The organism is Phyllobacterium sp. 628, assembly GCF_014189505.1.
Lineage (GTDB): Bacteria > Pseudomonadota > Alphaproteobacteria > Rhizobiales > Rhizobiaceae > Phyllobacterium.
Genome location: NZ_CP050303.1, coordinates 582978 through 602020 on the forward strand (window position 1 = coordinate 582978; position 19043 = coordinate 602020).

A 19043-nucleotide genomic window follows, 5' to 3' on the forward strand; every position below is an offset into this window, starting at 1 on the left:
GTGCTTTAGGTTCGTTGCCATGATGATCAAAACGCGCACCTCCCTCATTCCATCCGCTGCCATCGCCACCACGATACTCGTCTGGGCGACGGCTTTTCCCGCAATCAAGCTTGCACTCTCCGAGTTGCAGCCACTGTCATTGGCATCGATCCGCTTCGCCATCGCCGCATTGCTGGCGGTGATCTGGCTGCTCTGGAAGCGCCCCTCCCGCATGCCGGTCAACGATATCTTACTCTGTGCCGTTTGCGGCATTATCGGCGGTGCCGCATACAGTGTGCTTCTGAACGTTGGCGAACAGTCCGTTGCCGCAGGCGCTGCCAGCTTTCTTATCAAGACCGAATCCCTTTGGATGGCGACATTCGCCGTGCTGCTTCTCAAAGAGAAATTCCCGCTCCTGGCATGGGGCGGAACGATCCTGTGCATTATCGGGATCGCCCTCATTGCAAGCGCGCAATCTGGAGGATTGAGCTGGAACTCAGGTGCAGCTTTCGTGCTGGCAGCAGCACTGTGTTCTGCCACCGGCTTTATAATGCAGCGCCGAATGGTTGCCCGCTATGGTGCACTCCACGTTGCAGCGATCATGTTTATAGCAGCAGCTCTCGCCTTGGCCCCATGGCTGCCGCAGGCACTGGCGCAAACAAGCAGCGCATCGCTCGACATACGTGTCTGGGTCATTTTTCTGGGTGTGTTTCCAACAGCCATTGGCCTTGTTTGCTGGTCCTATGCACTTGGACATTTCGGCGTCGCCCGCGCAGGAAACTTTCTCTACCTGATTGCTCCGCTTGCGATGTTGATTGCCTGGCTTGTCGCGGACGAAACGCCAAAGACAAGCACGATCCTCGGTGGATTGCTCATTCTCGCAGGCGTGATAGTGGTCAATACGCGCGGCAAAACATCTGGGGTGAAAACGCTTGCTGTAAGCGAGGCCGCCGCGCAGGAAGTCGCCAAGGTGTAATCCAACAGAAAGTTCGCCTGCTCACCGGACAAACGAGCAGGCCTCTCTTCGTAGGATTGTGCAACAAGCTCGCAGGATTGCTCTACTGCCCTGAGCCGGGCGTAGTCCATGAATAATGGTTCCAAACGCCTCTTCATTTCAAAAGGAATCATTCATGGCTCTTGCTAAAGGCTATGCGGCAACCGACGCGTCCAAACCACTCACTCCATTTGTTTTTGAACGGCGGGAGCCAAACGACGATGACGTGGTCATTTCGGTAAAATACTGCGGTGTGTGCCATTCAGACATCCATCAGGCACGGGACGAATGGGGCGGCTCGAAATTTCCCATGGTGCCCGGCCACGAAGTTGCCGGCATTGTAACCACCGTTGGCTCAAAGGTGACGAAGTTCAAGACAGGTGATCGCGTCGGCGTCGGCTGCTTTGTAAATTCATGCATCAAATGCGCTGCGCGCGACGCCGATCTCGAGCATTATATGCCGGGCATCGTTTTGACCTACAACGATGTCGAAGCCGACGGCGTCACACCAACCCATGGTGGTTATTCAGATTCCATCGTCGTCAAAGAAGGCTACGTTCTCTCGATCCCTGACAACCTGCCGCTTGATGCCGCCGCACCACTGCTTTGCGCCGGTATCACGCTTTATTCGCCGCTGCGTCACTGGAAGGCAGGGCCGGGCAAGAAAATTGCCATCGTTGGCATGGGCGGACTGGGTCACATGGGTGTCAAGCTTGGTCATGCAATGGGTGCAGAGATCACCGTCCTCAGCCAAACCTTGTCCAAAAAAGAAGACGGGTTAAAACTCGGCGCTGACCACTATTATGCAACGAGCGATCCGGAAACCTTCAAAACTCTTGCGGGCACATTCGACGTCATCATCTGCACCGCCGGCATCGCGATTGATTGGAACGCTTATCTCGGCTTGCTGAAGATCGATGGCACCATGGTTTTGGTCGGAGCGCCGGAACATCCTGTACCCGTGAATGCATTTTCGGTTATTGCGGGCCGCAAGAGTCTTGCTGGCTCAGGCATTGGTTCGATTAAAGAAACGCAGGAAATGCTCAATTTCTGCGGCGAACATAACATCGTTGCCGAAATTGAAACCATCGACATCAAGGATATCAACCATGCCTATGAACGTGTCCTGAAAAGTGACGTGCGCTATCGCTTTGTTATCGATATGGCCACTTTGTAATATCTGATATTGGTGAGGGGTGCTGCAAAAGCCCCCTCACCTAACATCCCGTTGGGGTAGACGAGCTCTATGGCCAAAACATTTTTTGGAATGGCGCTAATCAACGATTGCATATTTTTTGGCGCTTGCATCAGAGACCAAGAATCTTGGCTTCCAGAAAAACACGATAATATCCAATTGAGCTAATGCTGGCGCAACCTGAATGGCGGCGGCATGAGAATGATCAGCCACCATAAAATTTGGCGGAAGCCAGATTGCCCGGACTTCCGCCATCAGAAATTACAACTTTTTGCCGCCATCGACTGCAAAATCGCCAACACGATTTGCCGTCAATTCCTCAGGCATCAGCCTTGCGGAAGTACCAGGCGCGTTTCGACACGGCGGTTTTCAGGCGCAAACGGATCATTGACGCTTGGATGGCGCTTGCCGAAACCTTCAGCCTTCAACCGTTCTGGCGAAACACCAAGCTGGCTGAGATAAGCCGATACGGACTGTGCACGGCGCATGGAGAGCGTGTCATTGTAAAGATCGGTGCCAGTTGCGTCCGTATGACCTTCAACCTGGAATGTCGCTACCTGCAGACGCTGATCGTTGAGTGCCTTGGCAAACTCACCGAGGGTCTGCTTGGCTTCTTCAGTCAAGCGATCCGAATTCAGCTCAAAGGTAACCTTCATGTTCAATGGCGAAGCAGCTGGGTTTACAGCTTTCTTTGCGCATTCCTGATCGGTACCAACACAAATAGCACGGGATTTGCCAAGATCCGCCGTGTTGACGAAATGCTTGACGATATCTTCTGATTTATAGGCCGGTCCCGCTATTGCTGGTGAAGCAACGCCGATCAAAATGGCCGCAGAAAGAGAGAAAAGCTGGCGCATGATGTTACCTCTTCGTAGATCGCTAAGTTAAGTTCAGATTAAATTAACCAACGGTCAAATTCAAGCACTGACCGTCATTATAAGAACTTTCACACGCACGCTTGCATTCGATGTCCGAAACAACCGGACAACCGATGATCGCACCGGAGACAGAAGCGGGCATATGCCCGCCCCATCGTCCAGAATTTGGCTTAGCCCGCCTTTGTGGTGGCGAGATCGTAAGACGCGATCATTGGCGACTGCGGGTTCGACTTTTCGTCGTATGGTGTGTACTTCACTTCCAGCTTGGTGAAGTTGAGACGTAGTGTCTCCACCGGACGGTCACCATGCGAGTCGATCGAATAGTTGGCGATCAGCGTGTTGGTGAGCTTGTATTCGATATAGGTCTGGCCAGGTGTGTCTGTTGTGACAAGATGGATGGTGGCCAGCTTCCCCGAACTGCCGGAAACAGCTTCCTGAAACAATTTCGTCGAAGAGGAATCACTGACCTTTGTCAGAACAACTTCACTGATTGTTGGTTCAGATGCTTCACGGTTCGCTGCCGAACCGGCTGACGTGCTCATTTTACGTCCAACATTCCAATGAATGGCTTCGATGTTCATCCACTGCTTGTGCGTTTCGTGGGTTGCGTCACCCTTGATTCCATCAATCTGCAAGTAAATTGGCATTATATAGCTCCTTGAGTCAGTAGGACTTGCGGGATATACCCTCTCTCTGAAATTGCCCAAGTAAAATCAGGGCAACGTATTCACCCCCTACCATCCTTTTGTGACGGATGTTCAGGCGGATCCTGCAATAGTTTTACCGGTTCGACGGAAACAAGAAAGCCCCCGGCTCCATCTATATCTACACGTACAACTTCCGGATGTACATTTTCTAGTGTCAATTGCAATATATTGCGAGAAAGTTTTGGAAGCAGCTCACGCGATATAGTTGATTCAATTGCTCTCGCTCCCGTTTCCACGGCCTTCGAACGGGCGATCAGAGCCTCTGTTGCTCCTTGCGAGACGATCAGGTCGGCCTTGTACGTATCGCGCAAGCGCTTGCGAACTTTCTCAATCTGCAACTTGACAATGAGGCCCAAAACTCTGTCATCGAGAGGTTTGTAAGGCACGACCGTCACACGCCCGAGAAACGCCGGCTTGAATTGCCCAAGCAATTCGGGTTGCAGCATATCAACCAGAGCCTGTCCTTCCGGCATTGTATCAGGATCTGCAGCCAGTGCTGTCAACGTATTGGTGCCAGTATTGGCGGTCATCAGGATCGTCGTATTCTTGAAATCAATGTCCCGGCCTTCCCCATCCTTCAACATACCCTTGTCGAAGACCTGATAGAAAATATCCTGCACACCCGGATGTGCCTTGTCGATTTCATCCAGCAGCAGAACGCCATACGGCCGCTTGCGCACGGCTTCCGTCAATATGCCGCCTTCACCATATCCCACATAACCGGGCGGGGAACCGAGCAGGAGCGAAACCTTATGCTCCTCCTTGAATTCCGACATGTTGATAATCGTAAGGTTCTGATCGCCGCCGTAAAGCGTCGTTGCAAGAGCCAAAGCGGTTTCGGTTTTACCCACGCCCGAGGTTCCCACCATCAGGAAAACACCTGGCGGGCGTCTGTCATCACCGAGATTGGCGCGGGCTGTAATCATGGCATCAGAAATCAAAGCTATTGCCTGATCCTGCCCAACGACACGTTCCTGAAGACGTCCTTCCAGCGACTGCACAGCTTCAACAAGGCTTCGCACCAGACGTCCCACAGGGATACCCGTCCAACGCGCGGTGACGGCCGCAACCGTCTCGCGATCAACAACCCGGTGGATCAGGGGGGACTCGCCCTGAAGCAGGCGCAGTTCCTTTTCCAGCATGCCCAGCTTTGGCCGGTTTCCAGGCTCGTTAAATGCCTTTTCAACATTGTCGGCCACTTCAACGAGTGATTTTTCCTGTTCAAGACGCGTTGTGAACGACTTGGCACTCGCTTGCAGCGCGGCAAGCTGAAGCTCAATATCGGCAAGCCGCTCACCACCCGCAGCCGTCTCAGGCTCGAGCTCCAGCCGCTGCTTTTCAAGATTGAGAAGATCGATAGCACGATTTGCATCTTCGATCTGCGCCGGCACCGTGGCGCGCGAGATGGAAACGGCAGCAGCGGCAGTGTCGATCAGGCTCACAGCCTTGTCGGGCAACTGCCTTCCCTGGATATAACGCATTGACAGGGCAACGGCCGCTCGGATGGCTTCGTCGCGAATTTTGACCTGATGATGTTTTTCCAGCGCCGGAACAAGGCTGCGGACCATGCGCACCGCAGTCTCTTCGTCCGGCTCATCGACCTTGACCACCTGAAACCGGCGGGTGAGCGCGGCATCGCGCTCAAAATACTTCTTATATTCTGCCCATGTTGTCGCCGCGACCGTACGCAACTCGCCCCGCGCCAGCGCCGGCTTAAGCAAATTGGCTGCATCGCCCTGCCCTGCCTGTCCGCCAGCTCCGACAAGACTGTGTGCTTCGTCAATAAATAGAATGACAGGAACGGGCGATGATTTAACGTCGTCTATCACACCCTTCAAACGACGCTCGAACTCGCCTTTGACGCCGGCTCCGGCCTGCAGAAGGCCAAGATCGAGCGTGAGCAAACGGATGTCGCGCAGCATTTCCGGGACATTGCCGGCAACAACTTCTAGAGCAAATGCCTCGACAATAGCCGTTTTGCCAACACCTGCTTCACCGACGAGGATGGGATTGTTTTGTCTGCGGCGTACGAGAATATCGATCAGCTGGCGCAGCTCGGCTTCACGGCCGACGACAGCGTCAATCTCGCCGTTTCGCGCCTGTTCCGTCAAATCAATGGTAAATGCCGAGAGGAATTCTTCATCGCCGCTCCGCGGCTGTGCGGTCTCGCCCGGCAACGCCTTTGCCGTAACGGATGGCTCCGCTCCGCGCTCTTCAATGATCCGCTCCAATTCACCGAGCCGGATATCACGCGCAGACGGGATGGAACTGATGGTCATCGCGCGCAGGGAGCTGTCGGAGAGCAGCGTATGCAACAGGTCCACGATACCAATGCTGGTTCGTCCGCTTTGCAGCGATGCCGCAAGCCAAGCTTCCCGGATGACGTCAATAATGCCCGTAGAAATCGCTGGCGCCGCAGTGTTGTCACGCGGATACCGTTCCAGCGCGCGATGAGCTTCAGCTTCGATCGATGCCAGATCACCGCCGCTGCGCTGAATTATCTCCTGAAAACGATCGCTCTTGTCGTTTAAAGCCAGCAACCAATGTTCGACTTCAACATTGGAATGGTTGTTTCTGACTGCAATAGCAACAGCCTCTTCCAGCCCGACGACCAGTTCTCCGTCCAGTTTTTGAACCAGTCGTCTCAGATCCAGTTTTGGCATGAATTACAATCCTGCTCCCGCTCACGTCATCTGTACAATAGGAAAATCCCTAGCAGGAAATCAATCGCCAAAACGCGCGCCCTGGAAATGACCGCACGCTAAACAACAATGCCCCAACAAATGCGTGACCGCCACATCACTAGTGCATTATTGTTTGCACAATGCCACTATGGCTCTTCCAAACCGGCAGCGGTAGCTGTCATATGCCAATGTTCCATTTGACATATTCTTGGCTTAAGGTTCAAAACGACATCTAAAGTTCTGCGTATTTGGGTTTTGCGAATGAATAACTATGAAATTCTCGGTATAGCATTCGCGGGGGAAAACCCCTGCGGCGTTAATCTTCGAACCGACAGTACGCTTGTTTCCGTTTATCAGGCGATCCGCGATGCTCGCTCAACTGCGCGATCCGAAGACAGAACCATCGAAAATCCGGCAATCATAAGCCAGGACGATGAACGCAACGCCCGCAATGCCGCAGCTTTTGTGCATAAGCCTTCGGGTCAATGGCGCAATGTGCATGACCTTTCCTTTGAGGCCTTGTCCCTGCACACCAAGGACATTGAAATATTCTCATGGCTCATGGAAGCTGCTGTTCGCATTGAAGGCATTAATGCGCTGGCCGAAATACTTGCCGCATTCGAAAAGATAGCCAAGACCGACTTTGACCGTATGCATTCGATCGATGACGAGGATCTGTCGGACAAACTGGCCCCTCTTACCGGTCTCAACGGCAGTCAGGATGACGGAACACTGGTACGCCCGCTGCGGCTGGTCTCGCTTCTTCCAAACGAAAGCTATGGCCGCTTCAGCCTTTGGACGTTCGATCAGGCATTCCGTGATCTCTCAAGCCCCGAATGGGCTGAGTTTCGCGATGCGCTTGAACATGTCGATGCCCATGGTTTCAGCCGTAACAAGAACGATGCGGCGCGCGCGCTTGCGATTCTGACATCAATTGACGATTATCTGGTACAAAAGATCGAAAACAACATCGGTGCGTTTTCAGTCTCCCGGATTCAAGCAGTTCTGGAATCGATCAATGGAGCTTACGGCGAAATGGGGAAACTCGTCACACAAGTTATTCCGGCCCAGCCCGTTATTGCCGAGCCCTTGGATTCCACGCCAACGGCCAAGCCGAATGGTTCGCACCCCGTTGCAGCGCCTACAGGTGCCGTTCAAAATCGCGAACAGGCATTTGAACAATTGTTGCAGATTGCATCATTCTTCCGGGCAAGCGAGCCGAATTCAGCCATTCCCCTGGCTCTCGAAACGCTGGTTCGGCGCGGTCGAATGGACTTTCTGCGGCTTTTGGAGGAACTCATTCCACAGGATGATTTGCGTCGTGATGTTCTTCTGCGTGCTGGTATAGATGCCAATTCACAACGCGAGGGAAATTGATCAGATTTTCACTCTACCAGAACAGTACACCCCTTAACTGAGAAAATAGTTGCTAACTCTAAAGGGTTTGCAATAATCCCCCCACTTCTTAGAAGCACATATTGGCAGGAGGCAACAATTGGCCAGCGTTCACGACAAACTCGAAAGAGTCCGCAAGCCGAGGGTACATATCAAGTACGAGGTTGAAACCGAGGGTGCCGTTGTTGAGAAAGAACTGCCTTTCGTCGTCGGCGTTCTTGGCGATTTTTCCGGTAATCCGACAGAACCGCTGAAACCCTTTGGCGAGCGCAAGTTCGTACAGATCGACCGCGATAATTTTGACGACGTTATGCGCCGCATGACCCCGGGATTGAATATTCGCGTCGAAAACACCGTTGAGGGTAAAGGCCGCGAAATGCCGGTTGCGCTCAAATTCGACAAGATCGAGGATTTCGAACCCGGCTCCATCGTCGAACAGGTGCCCGCACTCAAGGCTTTGCTCGACGCGCGCAATCAGTTGCGCGATCTCCTGACCAAGGCTGACCGTTCAGAAAATCTGGAAGTGCTGCTTGAGCGCATTCTGCAGAATCAGGCTGACTTGAAAAAGCTTGCTGCGGAACTGGACGAGCGAAAGCCCGACAGCGAAAAAGGGACAAAATAAATGGCGACCTCCAAGAGTGCATCGCAGGGTACCACGACCACGGTTGTGACGGAGAGCCTGCTTGACGAGGCAATCTCCGCGACCAAGCAAACCTCCGCAGACCGCACCGAGCAGTTGTTGCGTACGCTCACCAGTGAGGCTTTGAAGGGTACGGTTTCCTATAACCGCAATCTTTCTGTCACGATCAACAATGCGATCAAGAAGCTTGACGAACTGCTGTCCACGCAGGTTGCCGAGATCATGCACAATGCGGAATTTCGCAAACTGGAAGGCAGTTGGCGCGGCTTGCGCTACCTGGTTTACAACAGCGAAACCAGCGCAAACCTGAAGATTCGCGTGCTGAACGTCAGCAAGCGCGAACTATCAAGAGATTTGTCGAAGGCTGTAGAGTTCGATCAGAGCAAGGTCTTCAAGACGATCTATGAAAGCGAATTCGGTATTGCCGGTGGTGAACCTTTTGGCGCATTGGTTGGCGACTACGAATTCGGCAATTCGTTTGAAGATATTGAAGCACTGCAGAATATGAGCTCGGTTGCTGCGGCAGCATTTGCTCCATTCATTGCAGCGGCCGGACCGACGCTATTTGGCTTCGATGACTTCACCGAACTGTCCAAGCCACGTGATCTGGAGAAGATTTTCCAGACCAAGGAATATATCAAGTGGCGTTCCTTCCGCGAAAGCAGCGATTCCCGCTTCGTCACATTGACGATGCCGCGTGTGCTCACGCGTATGCCGTACGGCCCAGAAACCCCTGACCATCGATGAATTCGACTTCAACGAAGCCATCAAATATGGCGACAAGGCCATGGATCACGGCAGTTATTGCTGGTCCAATGCTTCCTACATCCTGGGCTCGCGCCTGACCGATGCATTTGCCAAGAATGGCTGGTGCACGGCGATCCGCGGCGCCGAGAATGGCGGCAAGGTTGAATCCCTGCCCGTTCATGTGTTCCAAAGTGATGATGGCGATACGGATACAAAGTGCCCGACAGAAATCGGCATCACTGACCGTCGCGACGCTGAACTTGGCAAGCTCGGCTTCCTGCCGCTCTGCCATTACAAGAACACAGACTATGCCGTGTTTTTTGGCGCACAGACGACACACAAGCCGGAAAAATACGACCGTCCTGAAGCCACAGAAAATGCTGCCATTTCCGCGCGTCTGCCCTACATGATGGCGACATCACGCTTTGCGCATTATCTGAAAGTGATTGGCCGCGACAAGATCGGCTCATTCATGGAAGCGGAAGATTGTCAGTCATGGCTTAACCGCTGGATCAACAACTACGTCAATGCCAACGATACTGCCGGCGCAGAAAACCGTGCAGCCTATCCGTTGCGTGATGCACGTGTCGAAGTGAAAGCGGTTGCAGGCAGTCCCGGCTCCTATGAAGCAATTGCCTGGCTTCGTCCATGGCTGCAGATGGAAGAACTGACAACCTCTCTGCGCATGGTTGCCCGTATCCCGAAGGCACGAAACTAAACTGATCCCTGACGCCATCGCGTCAGGAAGACGTGGTTCACCGCAACGACCGCCTTGCACCAACGGAAACAGGAACAGTCATGTTTCGCTTCTTTGGTGTTTAGGCGGTCTTTCTTCCCTTAAGCCCGCCGGAAGTTGAGGAGTGATGATTTCGTGGTATCCGAGAGTCTGACAGCAGATTCAAAACGATATGAGACTCGTCATTCCTTCCCGGAGGCTGTCGCACCGGGTAGCTCTGCCACGCATGATATCCGGTTCCAGATCGATTGCCTGATCGACGCTATCGATGAAATCTTGACCGAACAGGTCAATCGTATCATCCACCATCCCGAGTTTCAGCGGCTGGAAGCCCTCTGGCGTAATCTGTACCAGCTTATCAAAATGCCAACGAGCACGAGCCCTGTGCAAATTCGCATTTTCTCGGCCAAGTGGAAGGAGATTGCGCGCGATATTGAACGCGCTGCCGATTTTGACCAAAGCCGGATGTTCGAGCTGATTTATTCGCAGGAATTCGACATGCCGGGCGGTCAGCCCTATGGATTGCTGATTGGCGATTATACGATTGCTGCTGGTATCAATCCTGCAACAGGCACAGACGACCTATCGATCATAGAGAGCGTTGCCGGTGTTGCGGCGGCGGCATTTTCGCCTTTCGTATGCGCTGCTGATCCATCACTTTTCGAACTGGAAACTTTTGCTGATCTTGACCGGTTGCCGGATCTTTCTTTCCTGCTCAAGCCCCAGCGCTCGACCCGCTGGAACAGATTGCGCAATGCTTCCGATACAAGATTCCTCGGATTGACCCTGCCTCGGATTCTGGTTCGCACACCCTATCGAACCAACGATATTACCCGGACAGACGGATTTCGGTTTCGCGAAAAGATCGATCCAAAAGGCAACAATTTGCTGTGGGGCAATCCGGCATTTGCTTTCGCCATGCTGGTCCTCAGGGAATATGCTTCCTCCGGATGGTTTGCGGACCTGCGTGGCGTCCGGGAAGATGAGAAGAGCGGCGGGCTGGTCGATAGCCTGCCCTATGTGGCTTTCCCCACGGATAAACATGATTTTGCTGCGCAGCCGCCAGTCGAACAGCGCCTTAATGCTGAGCAAGAGCAGATTTTGAGCGAGGCAGGGTTCATGCCTGTTTCAACGGTACCTTATACACCGCATCTGGTTTTCAATTCGAACCAGTCCGTCCACAAAGCGGCGCGGTATGATTCTGATATCGCAAACCGCAACGCCCGTATCGCGTCCATGCTGCAATATGTGCTGTGCGCCTGCCGTTTTGCCCACTACCTCAAAATGATCATGCGCGAGAATGTGGGGCAGATCGCGACATCCAACAGTCTGCGGGATACGCTCGAGAGCTGGCTATTCACCTACTGTATCGGCAATGACGATGCGGATTCCTCGGTGAAGGCGCGCCACCCGCTTCGATCCGCTTCCGTGGAAGTGCGCGAAATACCGGGACGCCCGGGCGTTTATGGCTGCGTGATGCGGCTTCAACCACATTTTCAGCTCGATGATGTCACGGCAAGTTTTCAGCTGCTTGCCGATATGAACAGCAAATCTGACCAATCCAGTAAGGGTAAAAGTCAATGACGGATGCAACAACCAGCGTTTCAGAGCTTATCGATGCCGGTGACCTTCAAGGTGCGATCGATGCCAGCCTGTCCGCAGTCAAACAACGCCCCACTGACAGTGCTGCAAGGCGACTGCTCATTGACCTTCTGATTGTGAGCGGCGATTTTGCCCGTGCCGACAAACAAGCCGATATCTTGTCGAATACAGTGCCTGATATGGCCTTGGGCTTGACCCTCCTGCGCGGTCGTTTGCGCGCAGCCGATGCGCGTGCAGCCTGGTTTGAAACAGGGGCTGTTCCGGCTTTTCCCGATGGACCAAGTGAACACGATCAACTGTCGATGAAGAATGCACTGGTGCTTGGCAAAATCGCAGCTGGCACAAATGGTGAGGCCACAACGCCTTTTCCCGAGAATGTTATTCACGGCTCGGTCAAAATTGATGGCCGGGATGCCATATCGTTTCGCGACCTTGATGATCGGCTTCCCCACGCGATTGAAATTTTCCATACCAACGGCACCTATATGTGGATCGATTTCAACCGGATCAGCCGATTGGAATTCCAGCCGGTGCAGAGTGTCCGCGATCTGACATGGCGGCACGCATTGCTGACGCTTCGCGATGAGTCACAATCGGAAGTCGTAATGCCAGCGACGTATTTTTCCCGGGATGCCAGCGACGCGATGAAACTCGGCCGTGAAACCGACTGGGTTGAAGTGGGAGGCGGACTTTATGCAGGGAAAGGTCAGAAATGCCTGCTGGTCGACGACGATGTCGTCGGACTGCTTGATGTCACATCCATCGAGTTTATTCCGGGCCCGGTGAACTAGGTTATGGCCGCAAGCACCCGGATTTCATTTGAATCTGTTGTCGATCGTTTGATGGATTTCGACCCTGATATGATGGTCGATCAGCCAACAACACCGCGTGAACAGATCAATCGTATCCGGGAAAGTGTCCGCCGGGACATCGAGTCTCTGCTCAATTCCCAGCAGTGGCCGCACAGCATAGAAAAAGAGCTCGAGGAATTGGAGACAAGTCTGTTGCGATTTGGAACTCCGGGGTTTCACGGGCTGATGCTGGCGACAACGCAACAGCGTCTGTATCTGGCCGAAGCGATCAGAAAGGTGATTGTCGCGTTCGATCCGCGATTGGCGCGGGTACGGGTCGGGCTGGGCAAGGCGCGCGGAGATCAGGACCGTGTTCTTGACCTGCGCATAGAAGCGGAAATGCTCCTGCCCGATGGTGTAGAGCCAATCGTCTTCGACACCTCGCTTGACCCATCCACGCGGCATTTCCTGATTGGCGGGCCGCATCATGGCTAACCGCTTTCTCAATTGGTACAACCGGGAGCTTGGGGCACTGCGCAAACGCGCCGCTGGCTTTGCCCAGCAGCATCCAAAGGTGGCCGGCCGGCTTCGCCTCACTCCGGAAGCAGTTGATGATCCGCATGTGGAACGGCTCATCCAGGGCTTTGCCTACAGCGCTGCGCGTATACGGCAAAAGATCGATGATGATTTTCCGGAATTGACGGAAACATTGCTTGAATCGCTCTATCCGCACTATCTTGCGCAAATTCCATCGATGTCGATCCTCAAATTCGACCCGTCTGTGCAACAGGACGAGGCAATCCTTTTGCCCCGTGCCATGATCACCGATTCCGAGCCGGTGCGCGGCGATACGTGCCGGTTTACAACCACGCAAGATGTGAAACTCAACCCCATCGCGGTAACGGATTGCAAGCTCGCACAGCCGCCATACGTAGCACCACCCGTACCGGATCTGGCGCCAACGGCATGCCTGTCGATCAGTATTTCAACAACCGGAGCAGTGGACAACATTGGAAGCCTTGATCTCGATCGGCTTACGTTCTTTATCAAGGCCCCGTTTGCAACCGGAGCAGCCCTTTACGAACTGCTGTTCAATCACACGATAGGCATCGCCGTCGGGCGTCATCGTGAAGACAAATCAGCGCTACGGCTACCTCCCAGCGCTTTGAAGACTGTCAGCTTTGACCATGACAACCGCATGCTGCCCTATTCCAAACGCAGCTTTCCCGGCTTTCGATTGCTGGCGGAATTCTTTGCTCTTCCTGAAAAGTTCCTCTTTTTTGAACTCACCGGCTTGCGGCCCATTCTGAGCGGAATAACGGGCAAGGAGTTCCATCTCTTCTTCTATCTCGACACGCCGGCAAGCACGCTGACCAGTGCCGTGGATTCCACCAGTTTTGATTTGCACTGCACTCCGGTGATCAACCTGTTTGAGCAAAGGGCAGAGCCAATCTCGGTCAATCACATGCACGACGAATATGATGTCTTGCCTGACAGCCGGTACAATTCGACCCGGGAGATATATACCATTGAACGCGTTGATATTTCGGATCAAAAAGGCCAGCGCAAGGAGGTTCCTCCTTTCTTTGGCCGCAAGAAACAAACCAATGAAAATCGCGCCGATATGTTCTGGCAGTACAAACGGGAAATTGGTGAAGACAACAAGTCGTTCAAGGGGAAACTGCGATTTGTCGATATGAACCTTAATCCTGTGGCGCCGCAGGATCATCTCGTGGCCTCAATCGATACGCTTTGCATCAATCGCGGCCTGCCGGAACTTCTGCCCTTTGGTGGTGGTCAGCCTTATTTCAAAACCCAGGCGACAGTCAGCGAGGTCGGCAAAATCAATTGCCTGCTCCCTCCAACCCACACGCATCGTTTTGAAACTGAATCTGAATCGTATTGGAAGCTCATCTCTCATCTGTCCATCAATCACCTTCCGCTGACCAGCGGTGATCCGGAAATTCTGAAAAGCATGTTGCGGCTTTACGATTTCAGACACGCCCCCGAGATGCGTTCCATGATCGAGGCAATCGTGTCCGTAACCAGCCGGAAGGCGACGGCGCGACTGAGCGATGGAACCATTGCAAACGGCGTTGATGTGACGATCGAATTCAACGATGCCCTGATGGACCGAGGCGTGGCCTATCTTTTCGGATCGGTCCTGTCGCACTTTTTCGGGCTTTATGCATCGATCAATACTTTTGCCCGCCTCACCGTACAGCTGACCGGTTTTGCCTTGCCAGTGGTTCGCTTTGCGCCGCGCACAGCCGATGAGGTATTGCTGTGAGCGATATTCAACGGGAATCATTGATTGACCGGCTAAAGGCCGAGCCGCATCTGTTTGATCCCGACGCAGCACACCTGCTTCTTGAACTCGCTGGCGAAAAAGCTGTTTCTGATGTTTCACTCATATCGCATGCGACGCACAATCACGCGGCAACGCCACTTTCGGCGGCAGAAAATCGTGGCGAGGCCATCAGTATCCATGCAAACTATATCGGGCTGGTTGGCCCGGTCGCTGCATTGCCATCCGTCTATACAGACCGTGCTCTCGACGAAAAACGCCGGCGCAGCTCCAGCTATTTTGACTTTCTTGAAATTTTTGCTGCCGAATTGCGCGAACTATTCTTTGCCAGCTCACGCAAGTACCGGCTTTCAAGCCTGATTCAGCTCTTTGGTATAGGCCCGAAGAACAAGGTGACCCGCAGTATTTATGCCCTTCTGGGTCTCGCTGCTCCAAAACTCGTTGAAGGCCTCAAAATCGAGCCGGAAGTCCCCCTGTATTTTGCAGGTTTTTTTGCCAATCAGCGGCGCACGGCTGTCAATCTGAGACTGATGCTCTCGGAATTTCTTGGCTATGAGGTCACGGTCCATCAGTTTCAGAAACGCTGGCTTGCTGTTGATCCATCGGAACAGACGCGATTGAGCAGCGATATGCGGGAGAATGCCTTGCTCGGTGTTACGGCCATTGCCGGCTCGTCGTATCTGGACCGGCGCAGTGCGATCCGCATCTCCATAGGTCCGTTGCGATATGGCGAATATTTGTCGTTGATGCCCGCCCGCAAGAAATTTGCCGAACTCACCGAATTGGCCCGCCTCTATTGCGGCCCTTCAATCTCGTTTGAAATTCAGCTTATTCTGGCAAAGGAAGATATCCCGGAAGCCCGTTTGCAAAGCGGATCGCCCGTCGGCAGGCTTGGATGGGATCTCTGGGTCAAGCAGGCTCCTGCGCTCAAAGACAGCACCGATGCCGTGTTTGATCCGGATAAAGTCAGTGAGACAGTGGTCTAGGTCGTAAACTGTCAGCCCTGCTGACGGAAGTATTTCACCGTGACCGAGTATTTTCCTGACAGTTTCCGCAGCCGGTCAGCAAGCGTTTTGAAGACATCCTTGCTGCCTGTCATATCCAGTTTTTCATCGGACTGAATGGCAATCAGGATGTAAGGAATGGACGCCCCTTTTCGCGGTGCCGCAAGTTTGAGTTCGATGACACCATCGCCGCCACTGCTTCGCTCCGTTGTCTTGAGCATATCAACAGTGCCATCCTCGCGAACCAGAAGTACCTGAGCATTTTTAAGCTCTATGCCACTCAAGGTCGCGACCAGGGGGTCTGCTGGCCCCAGAACTTCATTCTTGAGCATAAAGGTGGCTTTGCCCGAATTCACCGGTACGGCTGCCAAAAATGCCAAAGCATCGCATTGTGCGTCAGCGATCTGTCGCACATTGATGGTCGGCTCATATCCAAATTTGTTGATGAAAGCCCGTTCCATCTCGATGAACGGCCCCACCTTCTGTGCAAAGCCTTCAATGTTTATGCTGTTTGGAGCATTTGGCGCTCCGTGCGAGAAAAAGCAGGGACCGCCGGCAAACTGCCTGATCCAGTCCGTCTCCGTCACTGCCACCTGTACGGCCGTATCATTGGCCGCCGGTGGTTGTTTCGCCGGTTCCTGCCGGTCGCCGGATGCCAAAGTTTCCGGCTTTGGCGTCTCGGGCTGTACTCCAGCGTCTGCCGCCGGATTAGCCGGCTTTTCAACATCGGCAGTATCTGTCTCGGGCTTGCTCTCTACTGTGTTCGCTGGCGGCTTGGCATCTGCAACCCCCGGCTTGATATCAGGTGGCGTGACCGGCTTTGCGGGTTCAGCCTGCGGTTTCGGTTCCGGCTTCGCCGCGTTTGGATCAGCATCGAGCTTGAATTCCGACTTGCCGGAAGCCGTCACCGGTTGCGATGCCTTACCGGCACCCAGATAGGTTTTGATTTGAGTCTGATTGTCGTACGCGTACCAACCGCCTCCACCTAAAATCAATGCGAGGCAGCCGAGGACAATCCATTTACCCGAACTCTGCTTCGGCGCATTTTGACTGCGGTCATTCCTTGACGCTGCCGATACGGGCACACGCCGCGATGCAGGGTCTCGAGAAGTCGGAATCATCGGCCGCAACAGGTCAATGATCTCATCTTTTTTGGGACGCAATGCCGGGTTGGGCTGCAGCATCCGCTGAATGATGGATCGTGCCGCCGGATGAATGGTTGAAAGATCAGGGATCGCCTGGCGTTTCCGGACGACATCGGCATGCGTACCACTCATATCAATCGGCTTGCCGCGCAGTGCAGCTGCAAATACCAGCCCCAGACTGTAGATATCGCTTGGTTCATGTACGTCGCCACCGAACAGGCCCAGCTGCTCGGGAGAAACGTAATTGTACTTTCCGGCAAAACTTCCGGCGAGAAGCGTCCGGTCGCCGCCAATGCCAAGCCTGGCAATACCAAAGTCGATGAGTTTGGCACCCTCCACATTGCCACCCGACAGAATGATATTGTCGCAGGAGATGTCGCGGTGAATGACCCCGCGTTCGTGGGCAATTTTGAGACCTGACGTTATCCGGCTGATCAGCTTTGCCGCTTCAGCCAGGCTCAATGGCCGGTCACGAATGCGTTCGTAAAGCGACGGTCCTTCAACCAGTTCCATCGTGAGATAGGCGGTGTTTGTCAAACGATCGACGGAGAAGACGTGATAGCGGACGATTGCGTCATGCCCGAGGGAATTGAGTATGGAGGCTTCCTGTTTGAACAGCGAAATCACCTGCTCGTCGCTGGCAAGATGAGGCAAGATAACCTTGATTGCCACCTCGTCCAGCGTCTGGATATTGTGCCCTTTGTAGACCTCGGACATCCCGCCAACAGCGAGCAGTTCTGTCACTTCGTAAATGTCGTTGAGCCGTGTTCCGGGTTTGATACTGCCGGACCGCTTGCCAGTTTCGTTCTGTTCCCGCGTCATGATTGACCGCTTTGAGCTGGAGCATCACGATACTGAACAACGATGACCGTAACATTGTCCGTACCACCCCGCTCCAGAGCTGTTTGGATCAACGATTTGCACGCAGCTTCGGGTTCTTGCGACAGTATAATATCCTGAATATCCGGTGCGGAGAGATGACCGGTAAGCCCATCGCTGCAAAGAACAAACGTATCTCCGTCCCTTAATTCACCATCGACCATATCAAGATGGGGAATGTCACGCACACCGATAGCGTGCGTAATGACGTTTTTGCGTTTGAAGTTGGCTGCCGCCTCCGCGTCAAGCGTGCCGTTGTCGATCATCGCTTGTACTTCGGTGTGATCGCGGGTGAGTTGGGTCATCCGGTTACCGCGATTAAGGTACACGCGACTATCGCCCGACCAGATAACCGTGAATTCCCGGCCGGTTACAAGCAGTGCAACCAAGGTAGAGCCCATCACGCCGAGTCCGTGCTCCCGCGCCAGATTACGAATATCCTGATTGACCATATGGATCTGCGCCTGAAAGTCCTGAACCTGCGCCGCATGTGCAGAGTGATATCCTACCCTCCCGGCGGATTGGGCAATCATTGAGGCCGCCACATCACCGTGGGAATGCCCGCCCATGCCATCGGCCACAAGCCAGACGCCGGTCAACGGCTTTGCGAAGAACCGGTCTTCGTTCACCGGCCGGACGCGCCCGGCATGCGATCCCGCATGGGAGTCAAACCACCCGGCTAGGTCTTTGGCATGGCTTTTATTGTGCGTCGGAATGGTCATGTCTCTCGCTTGATAGCAGATCATGGAATGAAGACATCGAATAATTGACCATTAAGGCCGGCTGGTCAGAAATAAAGTCCAATTATCAGATGACTGTGTATCCACTTCCTTGAATACGCCTCGCAAATGATTGCGCTGCCAGCAAGCGTCTTTGCCGATAATCTGAAACTTTTTCGTGTCGATACACAGGGTCACCCCGCCTTCAAGAAGAGGACGGCCCTGAACATCAATCGCGTGTACATAGATATAGCGGTTGGATAGCTTTGCCTTGATGACATCCGCGCAGCGGTTCGCGGCAATAGCCCACCAGCCCTCGGTACGCATTTCCCCCTCAGCCTGCTCACCAATGGCAACATTCGCGATATCGGCAGTCTGATTGCATACAGTAAATGCAGCCTGCGCCGTATTGGGCAGCAGAAAAAACACGGGAGCGGCCAGAAATGCAGCAAGCCAGAGCCTTTTTCCGGCGTTGAAACACTGCATTGCCCCGCTCCAGCCTTTTCGGCTCTTCCGATTTTGGTCTGTCATCAAAAAGATCCGCATTCAAATAGCTATATTCTTGGTATCCAACACTTTATTTGAATAGTCTATGGTTAGACAAGAAATGCCGGAGAAGCGAATGCGACTTGTGCTGAGA

At 53.6% G+C, this 19043-nt stretch carries 16 protein-coding genes and 1 pseudogene; 10 read left to right on the plus strand and 7 right to left on the minus strand.

Annotation, left to right across the window (positions count from 1 at the left end; translation table 11 throughout):
* The first annotated feature begins 19 nt into the window (after nucleotides 1-19).
* A complete protein-coding gene (locus tag HB779_RS25205; RefSeq protein WP_188346635.1) occupies nucleotides 20-955 on the plus strand; it encodes a DMT family transporter in 936 nt (311 codons plus the stop codon).
* 154 nt (nucleotides 956-1109) lie between these two features.
* Nucleotides 1110-2150 (plus strand): NAD(P)-dependent alcohol dehydrogenase, encoded by a 1041-nt coding sequence (locus tag HB779_RS25210; RefSeq protein ID WP_188346636.1) that lies wholly within the window; start codon nucleotides 1110-1112, stop codon nucleotides 2148-2150.
* Nucleotides 2151-2246: 96 nt separating this feature from the next.
* Here the strand turns inward: HB779_RS25210 and HB779_RS25215 are convergent, their stop codons facing one another.
* From HB779_RS25215 to tssH, 4 genes are all read right to left on the minus strand, one after another.
* Entirely contained in the window at nucleotides 2247-2423 is a 177-nt protein-coding gene (locus tag HB779_RS25215) for a hypothetical protein (RefSeq protein ID WP_188346637.1), read from the minus strand.
* 71 nt (nucleotides 2424-2494) lie between these two features.
* A complete protein-coding gene (locus HB779_RS25220; RefSeq protein WP_188346638.1) occupies nucleotides 2495-3025 on the minus strand; it encodes an OmpA family protein in 531 nt (176 codons plus the stop codon).
* A 191-nt stretch (nucleotides 3026-3216) separates the two neighbouring features.
* On the minus strand, nucleotides 3217-3693 hold the full coding sequence (locus tag HB779_RS25225) for a type VI secretion system tube protein Hcp (RefSeq protein WP_188346639.1): 477 nt from the start codon (nucleotides 3691-3693) through the stop codon (nucleotides 3217-3219).
* Between the two features lie 80 nt (nucleotides 3694-3773).
* Entirely contained in the window at nucleotides 3774-6416 is a 2643-nt protein-coding gene (gene tssH / locus HB779_RS25230; protein WP_188346640.1) for a type VI secretion system ATPase TssH, read from the minus strand.
* Between the two features lie 282 nt (nucleotides 6417-6698).
* Between tssH and HB779_RS25235 the strand changes: the two genes are divergently transcribed.
* From HB779_RS25235 to tssG, 8 genes and pseudogenes are all read left to right on the plus strand, one after another.
* On the plus strand, nucleotides 6699-7814 hold the full coding sequence (locus HB779_RS25235) for an ImpA family type VI secretion system protein (protein WP_188346641.1): 1116 nt from the start codon (nucleotides 6699-6701) through the stop codon (nucleotides 7812-7814).
* A 118-nt stretch (nucleotides 7815-7932) separates the two neighbouring features.
* Nucleotides 7933-8454: a type VI secretion system contractile sheath small subunit gene (gene tssB / locus HB779_RS25240; protein WP_188346642.1), complete on the plus strand. Its 522-nt coding sequence runs from the start codon at nucleotides 7933-7935 to the stop codon at nucleotides 8452-8454.
* A pseudogene (tssC, locus tag HB779_RS25245) lies at nucleotides 8455-9937 on the plus strand (type VI secretion system contractile sheath large subunit).
* A gap of 153 nt (nucleotides 9938-10090) precedes the next feature.
* Nucleotides 10091-11539 (plus strand): type VI secretion system contractile sheath large subunit, encoded by a 1449-nt coding sequence (tssC, locus tag HB779_RS25250; protein ID WP_188346643.1) that lies wholly within the window; start codon nucleotides 10091-10093, stop codon nucleotides 11537-11539.
* Nucleotides 11536-12348 (plus strand): type VI secretion system accessory protein TagJ, encoded by an 813-nt coding sequence (locus HB779_RS25255; RefSeq protein WP_188346644.1) that lies wholly within the window; start codon nucleotides 11536-11538, stop codon nucleotides 12346-12348. The genes tssC (HB779_RS25250) and HB779_RS25255 overlap by 4 nt, the downstream gene beginning before the upstream one ends.
* A 3-nt stretch (nucleotides 12349-12351) precedes the next feature.
* Nucleotides 12352-12843 carry a type VI secretion system baseplate subunit TssE gene (tssE, locus tag HB779_RS25260; RefSeq protein WP_188346645.1) on the plus strand — a complete coding sequence of 164 codons (492 nt, stop codon included), beginning with the start codon at nucleotides 12352-12354 and terminating at the stop codon, nucleotides 12841-12843.
* Nucleotides 12836-14638, plus strand: a complete 1803-nt coding sequence (tssF, locus tag HB779_RS25265) for a type VI secretion system baseplate subunit TssF (RefSeq protein WP_188346646.1) — start codon at nucleotides 12836-12838, stop codon at nucleotides 14636-14638. Before tssE ends, tssF begins: the two co-directional genes overlap by 8 nt.
* Nucleotides 14635-15642 carry a type VI secretion system baseplate subunit TssG gene (gene tssG / locus HB779_RS25270; RefSeq protein WP_188346647.1) on the plus strand — a complete coding sequence of 336 codons (1008 nt, stop codon included), beginning with the start codon at nucleotides 14635-14637 and terminating at the stop codon, nucleotides 15640-15642. The genes tssF and tssG overlap by 4 nt, the downstream gene beginning before the upstream one ends.
* A gap of 11 nt (nucleotides 15643-15653) precedes the next feature.
* Here the strand turns inward: tssG and HB779_RS25275 are convergent, their stop codons facing one another.
* Genes HB779_RS25275 through HB779_RS25285 form a run of 3 tightly spaced genes read right to left on the minus strand, consistent with a single transcriptional unit; the run spans nucleotide 15654 to nucleotide 18949 of the window.
* Nucleotides 15654-17627 (minus strand): serine/threonine-protein kinase, encoded by a 1974-nt coding sequence (locus tag HB779_RS25275; RefSeq protein ID WP_188346648.1) that lies wholly within the window; start codon nucleotides 17625-17627, stop codon nucleotides 15654-15656.
* Nucleotides 17624-18406, minus strand: coding sequence for a PP2C family serine/threonine-protein phosphatase (locus HB779_RS25280; protein WP_188346649.1), 783 nt, complete (start codon nucleotides 18404-18406; stop codon nucleotides 17624-17626). Before HB779_RS25280 ends, HB779_RS25275 begins: the two co-directional genes overlap by 4 nt.
* A 51-nt stretch (nucleotides 18407-18457) precedes the next feature.
* The gene (locus HB779_RS25285) at nucleotides 18458-18949 is read right to left on the minus strand and encodes a DUF1036 domain-containing protein (protein WP_244642914.1); all 492 of its coding nucleotides are present in this window, start codon (nucleotides 18947-18949) and stop codon (nucleotides 18458-18460) included.
* Nucleotides 18950-19043: the final 94 nt, after the last annotated feature.

What these genes read in the sequence shown, in the direction of transcription:
- HB779_RS25220 (WP_188346638.1), bottom strand. Translation starts at nt 3,025, where the DNA reads ATGCGCCAGCTTTTCTCTCTTTCTGCGGCCATTTTGATCGGCGTTGCT.
- HB779_RS25280 (WP_188346649.1), bottom strand. Translation starts at nt 18,406, where the DNA reads ATGACCATTCCGACGCACAATAAAAGCCATGCCAAAGACCTAGCCGGG.
- HB779_RS25225 (WP_188346639.1), bottom strand. Translation starts at nt 3,693, where the DNA reads ATGCCAATTTACTTGCAGATTGATGGAATCAAGGGTGACGCAACCCAC.
- HB779_RS25255 (WP_188346644.1), top strand. Translation starts at nt 11,536, where the DNA reads ATGACGGATGCAACAACCAGCGTTTCAGAGCTTATCGATGCCGGTGAC.
- tssE (WP_188346645.1), top strand. Translation starts at nt 12,352, where the DNA reads ATGGCCGCAAGCACCCGGATTTCATTTGAATCTGTTGTCGATCGTTTG.
- HB779_RS25215 (WP_188346637.1), bottom strand. Translation starts at nt 2,423, where the DNA reads ATGGCGGAAGTCCGGGCAATCTGGCTTCCGCCAAATTTTATGGTGGCT.
- tssH (WP_188346640.1), bottom strand. Translation starts at nt 6,416, where the DNA reads ATGCCAAAACTGGATCTGAGACGACTGGTTCAAAAACTGGACGGAGAA.
- tssF (WP_188346646.1), top strand. Translation starts at nt 12,836, where the DNA reads ATGGCTAACCGCTTTCTCAATTGGTACAACCGGGAGCTTGGGGCACTG.
- HB779_RS25275 (WP_188346648.1), bottom strand. Translation starts at nt 17,627, where the DNA reads ATGACGCGGGAACAGAACGAAACTGGCAAGCGGTCCGGCAGTATCAAA.
- HB779_RS25210 (WP_188346636.1), top strand. Translation starts at nt 1,110, where the DNA reads ATGGCTCTTGCTAAAGGCTATGCGGCAACCGACGCGTCCAAACCACTC.
- HB779_RS25205 (WP_188346635.1), top strand. Translation starts at nt 20, where the DNA reads ATGATGATCAAAACGCGCACCTCCCTCATTCCATCCGCTGCCATCGCC.
- HB779_RS25235 (WP_188346641.1), top strand. Translation starts at nt 6,699, where the DNA reads ATGAATAACTATGAAATTCTCGGTATAGCATTCGCGGGGGAAAACCCC.
- HB779_RS25285 (WP_244642914.1), bottom strand. Translation starts at nt 18,949, where the DNA reads ATGCGGATCTTTTTGATGACAGACCAAAATCGGAAGAGCCGAAAAGGC.